The organism is Effusibacillus lacus (assembly GCF_002335525.1).
GTDB classification, from domain to species: domain Bacteria; phylum Bacillota; class Bacilli; order Tumebacillales; family Effusibacillaceae; genus Effusibacillus; species Effusibacillus lacus.
The window spans coordinates 185,684-194,596 of sequence record NZ_BDUF01000086.1 but is presented as its reverse complement, the minus strand read 5'-3'; the positions used below and the strand labels follow the sequence as shown (position 1 = coordinate 194,596).

Annotated in this window: 9 protein-coding genes and 1 riboswitch; of the genes, 2 read left to right on the top strand and 7 right to left on the bottom strand. The window is 51.4% G+C overall.

Annotated features, from left to right (window positions below):
• Nucleotides 1-187: 187 nt before the first annotated feature.
• The 7 genes from EFBL_RS15830 to EFBL_RS15805 all read right to left on the bottom strand — a co-directional run bounded on the left by EFBL_RS15830 (nucleotide 188) and on the right by EFBL_RS15805 (nucleotide 7,346).
• Nucleotides 188-1,606, bottom strand: coding sequence for a bifunctional metallophosphatase/5'-nucleotidase (locus EFBL_RS15830; protein WP_165912429.1), 1,419 nt, complete (start codon nucleotides 1,604-1,606; stop codon nucleotides 188-190).
• Between the two features lie 137 nt (nucleotides 1,607-1,743).
• Complete coding sequence (locus tag EFBL_RS20690; protein WP_165912428.1) at nucleotides 1,744-1,890, bottom strand: hypothetical protein; 147 nt, start codon at nucleotides 1,888-1,890, stop codon at nucleotides 1,744-1,746.
• Nucleotides 1,891-1,934: 44 nt separating this feature from the next.
• Nucleotides 1,935-3,509, bottom strand: coding sequence for a long-chain-fatty-acid--CoA ligase (locus EFBL_RS15825; RefSeq protein ID WP_096183044.1), 1,575 nt, complete (start codon nucleotides 3,507-3,509; stop codon nucleotides 1,935-1,937).
• A gap of 142 nt (nucleotides 3,510-3,651) precedes the next feature.
• The gene (locus tag EFBL_RS15820; protein WP_096183043.1) at nucleotides 3,652-4,527 is read right to left on the bottom strand and encodes a tetratricopeptide repeat protein; all 876 of its coding nucleotides are present in this window, start codon (nucleotides 4,525-4,527) and stop codon (nucleotides 3,652-3,654) included.
• 53 nt (nucleotides 4,528-4,580) lie between these two features.
• Nucleotides 4,581-4,670, bottom strand: a riboswitch (cyclic di-GMP riboswitch).
• Between the two features lie 137 nt (nucleotides 4,671-4,807).
• Nucleotides 4,808-5,386 carry an HD domain-containing protein gene (locus EFBL_RS15815; protein WP_096183042.1) on the bottom strand — a complete coding sequence of 193 codons (579 nt, stop codon included), beginning with the start codon at nucleotides 5,384-5,386 and terminating at the stop codon, nucleotides 4,808-4,810.
• A gap of 73 nt (nucleotides 5,387-5,459) precedes the next feature.
• Complete coding sequence (locus EFBL_RS15810) at nucleotides 5,460-6,080, bottom strand: YktB family protein (protein ID WP_096183041.1); 621 nt, start codon at nucleotides 6,078-6,080, stop codon at nucleotides 5,460-5,462.
• A 15-nt stretch (nucleotides 6,081-6,095) separates the two neighbouring features.
• The gene (locus EFBL_RS15805; RefSeq protein WP_096183040.1) at nucleotides 6,096-7,346 is read right to left on the bottom strand and encodes a glycosyltransferase family protein; all 1,251 of its coding nucleotides are present in this window, start codon (nucleotides 7,344-7,346) and stop codon (nucleotides 6,096-6,098) included.
• Nucleotides 7,347-7,461: 115 nt separating this feature from the next.
• Between EFBL_RS15805 and EFBL_RS15800 the strand changes: the two genes are divergently transcribed.
• Both EFBL_RS15800 and EFBL_RS15795 read left to right on the top strand, forming a co-directional pair.
• Entirely contained in the window at nucleotides 7,462-8,364 is a 903-nt protein-coding gene (locus EFBL_RS15800; RefSeq protein WP_096183039.1) for a complex I NDUFA9 subunit family protein, read from the top strand.
• Nucleotides 8,365-8,548: 184 nt separating this feature from the next.
• Nucleotides 8,549-8,878, top strand: coding sequence for a cupin domain-containing protein (locus tag EFBL_RS15795; protein ID WP_165912427.1), 330 nt, complete (start codon nucleotides 8,549-8,551; stop codon nucleotides 8,876-8,878).
• Nucleotides 8,879-8,913 lie beyond the last annotated feature (35 nt).

Here is an 8,913-nt window from a genome sequence, read left to right as displayed (position 1 = left end):
TAATACATTTTTTTACATTTGGTCGTCTAGTTGCACGGCTTATTTGGCATGCTCATTTTCATTGTTACGTGCGTTTGATAAGGATTTCAGACTTGTCACCTTTCGTTCACGAAGAGTACTGTAATACATGCTACTCGATATCTACGCACTTGTCCATCAGACGGTTAAAGAAGCGGTCCGGCCATGACTAGCGACCGCCTTGCCACCTGCGAACCTTGGCCCGCCGAATATTGGCAGGATTCAAGAGAGCCCGTTCCATGATCTCCCGTAAGAACAAAGGTTCAATCCGAATCTTGTCCGCACCCTTCAACTCCTCATAAACACCGGAAAACACCAGGTAATCTGCAGTTGCGGCCAGATAGCGCCGGTTTTCTTGAAGCGGCTTGTCGTTGGCAACAACCTGCTGAATGAACCCCTTCTCGTCACACTGAACCTGCAGCCCTGACAATGCAAGGGAACCTACCACCTTGCCGCGAAAACCAAATCCCATTCCCCTCCGGTGGGTATAGGCAGGGTCCAGTGCTTTCTGCAGCAGATCGCGTATCTGCCAGCCGTACAGTTCGACCAACACCGGATTGATCGGGGACGGACAGCAATTCAGCAGCACTCTTCTCGTCAGCGGACCGGCATTCAGCCCAAACAGGAAAACCCCTGTATTCAGAAGGGCAATCTCAGCCTGAACCAATTCCTTCATTTCGTCAGCGACCAGATTGCCCAATTCCGATTCCCCGTGGTAATGATGGTCCAGATTCTCCGGAACATGGACGAGCACGGAATCCATGACCCGCTCCGCTTCCCGTTTGCCTTCGTCCAATATGGTTTGCAGATCCGGATCGGGAATCACCGAGTCCTCCCTGGGAATAACGCGCCCTTTTATATCCCGCACACACCTGTCTGTCTCGTCGAATTCAATCGCTAAATGCCCAAAATACTGAGCAAATTTGCCAGCTTGGGCAATCCAGGATCCCCCCACCCGCTCCGGTTCTTCCAGCACGTTATGGGTATGGGAACCCAATATAATGTCAACCCCGTCAACCTTTTGGGCAAGGGTCCGGTCCACCCCCAGCCCCAGGTGGGATAACATGATCACCATCTCCGCACCCTGTTTGCGCAGCTCTTCCACCAGTTGCGGAACCTGGTCCTCGGCAGCCAGCGCATGTACTTCTTCTAAGTGGTAGTAAATGTTATAGGGAGCCGTCAGCCCAAACACACCGATCTTTACACCGTTTCTGTCCAGCAACAGCGTGTCTTGAAAAAACGGGAATCTGTCAAACGTCCTCAAATCCCTCAGATTGGAAGTCAGTACGGGTATGGCGGACTGTTCGCAAAGATCCTGCCAATACTGCCTGGGTATAATCAGTCCTTCATTGTTGCCGAATACCCAGGCATCATAGTTTAACGCTTTCAGCAGCGAGGCGTTGACACGACCCATCGTGCCGTCCGTCTCAGGACTCATCCGGTCCGCGTGATCTCCGATATCAAACAGCAGGACCGGCTCCCCGTGCGCAAGCAAATCCTCCCGCAGCCGGCGAATCTGTGTGCCCACTTTCAGGTATTCCCCCAAGTGACTGTGCACATCATTGGTATGGATAAGGTGCAGGTACATGTTTCGCTCTCCCTGTAATCTTTGTACAGCTATTATATCGAAAAAGCTCCGTTCAAAGCACACTCGCATGGAAGTGAAATAAAGCGAAAACCCCGACAAAACCATCGGGGTTATCGCATCTGCAGTCTTATGGAACATCAGTCCCGGCTGGGTCCCACTTCGTCGTAGCTCAAACGGGTCACTTTCGTAGTCTTGCCTTCCGCAATCTCGCGCGGGGTTGCCTTCTTCTCCAGATTGTCGGATCCCGGCGCGATTGTGGGTTTGCGATCCTTGTCTTTGTCCACGGAAATCCCTCCTTTGCCAGTAGGGTCCCCGCTGAACAAGAAATTTACGCATTCGCCTGCTGACGGGCCTCGTCCTTGAGGGTTCGGCGAAGAACCTTGCCGACTGCCGTCTTTGGCAGCTCATTCCGGAATTCCACGAGGCGCGGCACTTTGTAGGCTGCCAACCGTTCACGGCAGAATCCTATCAGTTCTTCCTCTGTCAGGGACATTCCCTGTTTCACCACAACGAACGCCTTCACGTTCTCGCCACGGTATGCGTCCGGCACGCCAACAACCACCGCTTCCTGCACCGCCGGGTGCTGGTAGATCACTTCCTCCACGTCACGCGGATAGACATTGAAACCGCTGGCGATGATCATATCCTTCTTGCGGTCGATGATGTAATAATATCCTTCTTCGTCCATCTTGGCGATGTCACCCGTGTAAAGCCAGCCGTCACGAATGGTTTCCTCCGTTTCCTGCGGCATATTCCAGTAGCCCTTCATTACTTGTGGACCGCGAACGATCAATTCGCCAACTTCGCCGGGAGCCAGTTCCGTTGTTCCGTCACCCAGGTCCACAATCTTGGCTTCCGTGAAAGGAATTGGTTTCCCGATGGAACCGGGTTTGCGCTTCTCAATCGGGTTGAAGTGGGTGACGGGAGATGCTTCCGACAACCCGTACCCTTCGATGATGGTTCCTTCGGTCTTGGCTTCAAACTCTTTCATCGCTTCAACCGGCATCGGCGCCGAACCGCTGACGCAAAGGCGAATGGAGGAGATTCCGTACTCCACCGCTTTCGGGTGGGAATTGATGGCGATGTACATGGTCGGTACACCCGGGAAGAGGGTGGGCTTCGCCGCCTGAATCGTTTGCAGCACCTCTTCCAGATCGAAACGCGGAAGCAGAATCAGCAAAGCGCCTCCCACAATTCCAGCATTCATGGCCGATGTCATGGCATACACGTGAAACAGGGGAATTACAGTCAACACCCGGTCTTGCACAGTCTCCTGAGACCTCATCAGCAAGTGGCTCTGATAAGCATTGACAACCAGATTCCGGTGGGTGAGCATCGCACCCTTGGAGCGACCGGTAGTGCCGCCGGTATACTGCAGCACCGCCACATCATCAGGTGACAGATCCGTTTGAGGAGTCGGTGCGGTTGCCCCTGCCACAAAAGCTTCAAACCCAACCGAACCATCTTCGTATGTCTTTGCTGCAGGAGGCAGTTCTACTATAATCTTTTTCACAAGCTTGGCGGAACTGGGTGCTCCTGCCGCTTTCGGGAGCAGCGGGCCAAATACCACCAAGGCCTTCGCGCCGGAATCACTCAGGAAATGTTCAATTTCCCGCTCAACCGACATGGGATTGACCTGCACAACAATGGCTCCGGCCATCAGAATCCCATAGTACGCAATCACATATTGCGGGCAGTTGGGAAGCATGATGGCCACCCGATCGCCTTTTTCAATTCCCAATTCACGGAGTCCTGCAGCAAATCGCCCTGCATAGCCATAGAGGGTTTGATAGTTGATTTGCTGACCGTAAAAGTAAATGGCTCCTCTCTCAGGAAAGCGCTTACAAGTTTGACCCAGCATTTGAGGTAATGTCATGTTGCTGATCTCTTCCAGTTTCACCATTGGAATCCCCTCTCTCAGCATTAATAAAAAATTTCAATAAATTTGTACTTCTTTGTCTTTCTTTATTCTATAGCATAATTCCTGCCTCTTTCAATTGCAGTAAACTGCAGTAAACAACAGGCATCCAAACAAAATCCGGCACTTAATGCCGGATCCCCTCGCTAATTTCTCTGATTCGTTGTTGGCATCCCTCCATCAACACCGTTTGGCCCGTCTTGAGGAACAAGTGTGTCAGCAGGTTCAACACTTCCAATTCCAGAACCGGAAGCCTATATTCATGGCAAGCAGCCAATGCCTGCTTCAATCTGAAAATGGCTCCATGCCAATCTTTTTGACTGATCAGTACCAGGGTCATTGCCAGCAGAGCTTTAATCTGGCCGTCTGCCGATTTCTCCTTCCGGTAAATTTCATATGCCATCAGCAGGGCCGCAATTGATTCATCCAGCTTCCCCTGTTTGTACAAGACTCTTGAATAGATCTGCCATCCTTGTGCCGCATCGGTTGCGTTGGTGCAAACTGACAATTGTTTAAGGGATAGAGCGCAGTGCAGGGCCGCTTGCTCAAGTTGGTTTCGTTCCATCAAGCAGACCGTCACCAACAGTTCGGCCAGTCCCGAGTTGTGAACGTTGCCCGCTTGATCGAATTGACCACGGGCTTGAGATGCCATTTTCATGGCTCTGCTCAGACTGCCCGCCCGGTAAAAGACCATAGCCAGCAGCAACAGCATGTTTCCCTTTAATTTGCCCAAGCCGCTCTTTTGAACTGTGTACCTGTGTTCCAATTCTTTCAATTCTTTTCTGTATGGATAGAGATACAACGGAGTAATTCCCGTCTGGTAGGATCTTTCCTTGGCCAATTCCAATACATGCTGTTTCACGGTTCCCAACAGAATCCGCAGTTTTGCTGCAGAGTCTCTTTCATGACTTACGCAGTCCAGCACCTTACCAAGCAATAAATCCAGCGACTCCCCTGCATTTGTTGGAACCGGTTCCGAATGGTTGCGAACCCGCAAACTCATGCAAACTCCTCCCAAACAATGATTTTGTCAGGGCAGACACATAAGCGTATACCTGTGGCGGCCCGGCTGTCATAGAAAGCAGTGCCCTCCTTAGACCCGCAGCTTTGCGTCATCTCCTTTCGGAGATTTTGCCTTTTTCTACAGCGTATTTCTCTAATAGGTACAACGATTGCCGAGAGATTCCTATAAAAAATATAAAAATGCGTCAAAAGTCCCACTCTTTTTGGGCTTTTTCGACGCATTTCGACAAGATAATCCCGTCAAATCTGCTGGTTTCTGCCTAAGCTTCCAATGCAATCCCGCGCAATCCCAGCTCGTCGGCTCTTGCCTGGAGTGCAGCAATGACAAATTCAATATGTTCGTCCAAATCGACTCCCAGCTCCTCAGCCCCTTTGTACACGTCTTCCCGGGAGACCCCTTTGGCAAACGCTTTGTCTTTCAGTTTCTTCCTGACCGCTTTCACGTCCACGTCAAAGATGCTTTTGGTTGGTCGAACCAGGGCAACCGCCATAACGAATCCGGACAATTCGTCTACTGCAAACAGCGTTTTATCCAGCAGTGATACCCTTGGAACGCCTGAATACTCGGCGTGGGACAGGATTGCATGAATCACGTCTTCCGGATAGCCCATTTTTTGAAGAATTTCGCAACCTTTAAAAGGATGCTCCTCAGGAGTGGGATACATCTCGTAATCAAAATCGTGCAGCAGCCCGACGATTCCCCATTTCTCCACGTCTTCGCCAAACTTTGCCGCATAGGCACGGATGGAAGTTTCCACCGCCAGCGCATGCTTGATCAAACTTTGGCTCTTGGTGTATTCGTTCAAGAGATTCCATGCCTCTTCCCTTGTGAAATTCATTCTTCTCACTCCGTTTTCTAAATTGTTTTCCAGGGCCCCGCATAGCATGACCGGCAATTGTTTGCCTTACAAGCTACTGGGGTGACAGTTTATACAGCGGTTCCAGTTGGAGCATGGTTTGCCGTGCCCTGTCCAGAAACTCCCCGCCCGACATGGATATTGCTTCTGCTCGCGGGATTTCGATCCCGACCAGCAGTTCCCCATTCTTGTTATGTATGAGTTTTCGGGTGAAGATGTCAATTTTCTCATTCATCTCCGAATGAGGGACGGGCTTTGGTTTCACGTGGTCATCGTACCAAAGCATGGACCCCGGAATTTTATCCCTGACCTCCGGCCATTGCCGCGCCAGTTGTTCCCCGAATTCTTTCTTGTGCAAGCATTCGTAGATGATGGCAAACTGCACGAAAGCATGGGTAGACCACAATCCGACTTGAAAATGGGGCAGCATCTTATAGCCGCGAGGATTTGTGGCAAAGCTTACCCAGGAATCGCTGGGGGGGTTGGTTTTCCGCCGGGCATGTTTGGCCACATGCGCAAAGAACTCTTCTCCGTAATGGGCGGACAAATCCGGAGCCAATTCTGTGCCGATCGCTTCAAACTTGGGACGCACTCTGGTCTTGAGGGCCTCCATTCGGGGCTCCAGCCCTTCCACTTCAAATACAGCAAAGTCTTCTTCTTTCCATCCGGCAAACATTACCTTCCTCCTCCCTTACAATTGCTGGAACAAACGGACTAATTCTTCCGCCACCGATTCGGCGGTAAACATGTCCGTATCATTCTCATCCGCAAGCTTTTGGTAGCGATCCAGATTTTGCGCCATGCGGATCAATTCCCCGGCAACCTTCTCCGGTTCCCGCGGATCGACAACAGGAAATCCGAACTTGCGAATCAGTCGGCCGGTAGTCCCCTTTTCAGACGTTATTCCCATAATCGGCTTTCGCGCGCCGAAATAATCAATCAGCTTGGAAGGCAGGAACAGATTGACGTCACTGGGCGCATCAATCAGGAGCAAAATATCGCTTTTCCGCATTTCGGCAAGACTCTGCAAATAGGGAACCTGGCCAACCCGTTCGACGGTAACTCGAACTTTGGGCAAGTATTCATCAAACAGCGGCTGGTGACGCCAGTCCACATTGCCGATAATCCGGAGACGCATCCGTTCTGCCACTTCCGGCGCCTGCCTCTCAACCACTTCCAACGCCCGAAGCAATGGCTCCGGCGAGCGCAGCCCGTAGAAGTCTCCTATATAGGCTACAGCAATTGGGGCTTTGTGGCCGCCAGCAGCAGATTCTGAACGGACATTGCCGTTTTCCCCACTCCTATTATCATGGTACAGCCTGTCCACATAATAATGGGGCAGCACCATCGATATTCCTTTCACGTTGACATCCTTGTAGTGAGAGGCAACCAGATCCCGAATCTCCACCGTCGGGAAAATGAATCGGTCTGCGGCCTGAATCACTTTCGACTCGTTCTTGTTCTCCACCTGATGCATAAGGTCCAACGGATACTGATGGTACGGGTTGTGGGCCCAGGGATCGCTGAATTGGGCTACCCAGGGAATGCCCAACTTCTGCTTGAACTCATAGGCTGCCAAATGACTGATTCCCGGCATTGACCGGGAATAAATCAACTTATACGGTCCCGTCAGCTTGTGTCGCAGCAGCACCTGCTCCATCCATTTGGCGTTTACGTCCTGAAACAGGGAAGACCCTTTCTGGTACAGGCGGCGAACGATCTTGTTCAGCGGTTTCGGGTTGTTGTATCTGTGTATTTCAATGTTCTCCGACTGCATAATTTCCGCCAACGTTTCGTCTTTCCGGAAATCGACGTCTTCCCCCGCCGCCACCAGTTCAATTTTGTAGTACCGTGCCAGTTCAGGCAGGATCTTGCCGACCAGAATCGATTCTGCCGACAGGATTGGCGGCGCAAAATACGAAACCATCAGAATCCGTTCCATTGCATCCTCCTCAAAACCTTTGGTCCAAACACGTTTCCCATTTTTTCCATTGATCTTTTATAATTAGAACAACAGTGAAATCATAGCTGCCCAGTACCTTATGGAGGTGCTCCCCATGCGAATCTTCTTGACCGGCGGAACCGGCTATGTCGGACAGGAATTGTTGCAATCATTATGGATGAGCGGATATCAAACGGTCTGCCTGACAAGACCCGGCTCCGAGAAAAAATTGACCCTCGTGCCTGAGACGGCTGACCTCATCTCTGTTGCTTACGGTGATGTACTGAACCCTGAAAGCCTGGTGAAAGGCATGCGAGGGTGCGATGCTGTGATTCACCTCGTTGGCATTATCCGCGAGTTCCCCGGGAAGGGGATTACCTTTGACAAGCTGCACGTGGAGGCCACCCGGAATGTGGTGGAGGCTTGCAAACAAACAGGCATCAAAAGATATGTACATATGAGTGCTCTGGGAGCCCGCGTCGGTTCTCAATCCGGCTATTCCCACACCAAAGGGATTGCGGAGGGAATTGTAAAAGAGTCCGGCCTGGACTGGACCATCTTCCGACCTTCCGTAATCTTCGGAGCGAAGGATGAGTTCGTCAACATGCTTGCCGGCATGATCCGCAAGGCACCGATCGTCCCTGTAATCGGGACGGGCGCCTACCGGCTGCAGCCCGTGTCCCTGAAAAACGTGGCAGAAGGGTTCACACGAGCCTTGGACAAACCGGAAACCATCGGGCAAATCTATGAAGTGGGCGGCCCACAATCCTACAGTTACGACGAGATGATTGACGAGATCGCCTTGGCCATGGGCAAGAAGAAAGCCAAGATCCACATGCCCCTCGCCCTTATGATGCCCATTATCCGGCTTATGGAAGGTTTCGCTTTCTTCCCCATCACCCGGGCACAGCTGACAATGCTCTTGGAAGGCAATACCTGTGATTCGACCGGATTTTACCGGACGTTTGACATCCGGCCGATTCCCTTTGCCGGAGGCATCCGCCAGTATATTGGGTGAGGCAAAGAGACCCGATCCTTTTTTAATTCGGTACAGATTCGACAAGTTCCTTCAATTCTCGAAAAATCGCCTCCACATGTTCCAATGGAATGTGCGCCAATCCGTTCGCAAGGTAAACGAATCTCTGCCTGAATCCTGTAATATATTATCCCGGGATGAGCAACCTAAATGCAGAGGTGATCCCATGTCCAAGGCAGAAACCGTATTCCAGCATGCCGTGTTCGACGATCATTCGGTCAGCAAAGTGAACAATTTTACCGGTCAGGATCTGACCACCAACACCTACTATTTCAAGCCGGGCCAGTCCATGGGGTACATGACGCCGCTGGGCGGTGATGAAGTGTTTGTCGTACTGCAGGGCCAAGGCCAGTTCCACCTGAACAACGGACAGGAAGAAACGATTGAGGTGGAACCCGGTTCCATCATGTACATACCTGCGGGAGTCAAGTACAAAATCTCCAACACGCATGCGGGTGACATGATCTGTACCGGTATTCATCATCCCCCGCACTAAGAAGCGCTCCGGCCCAAACAAAAAAACCAGCACTA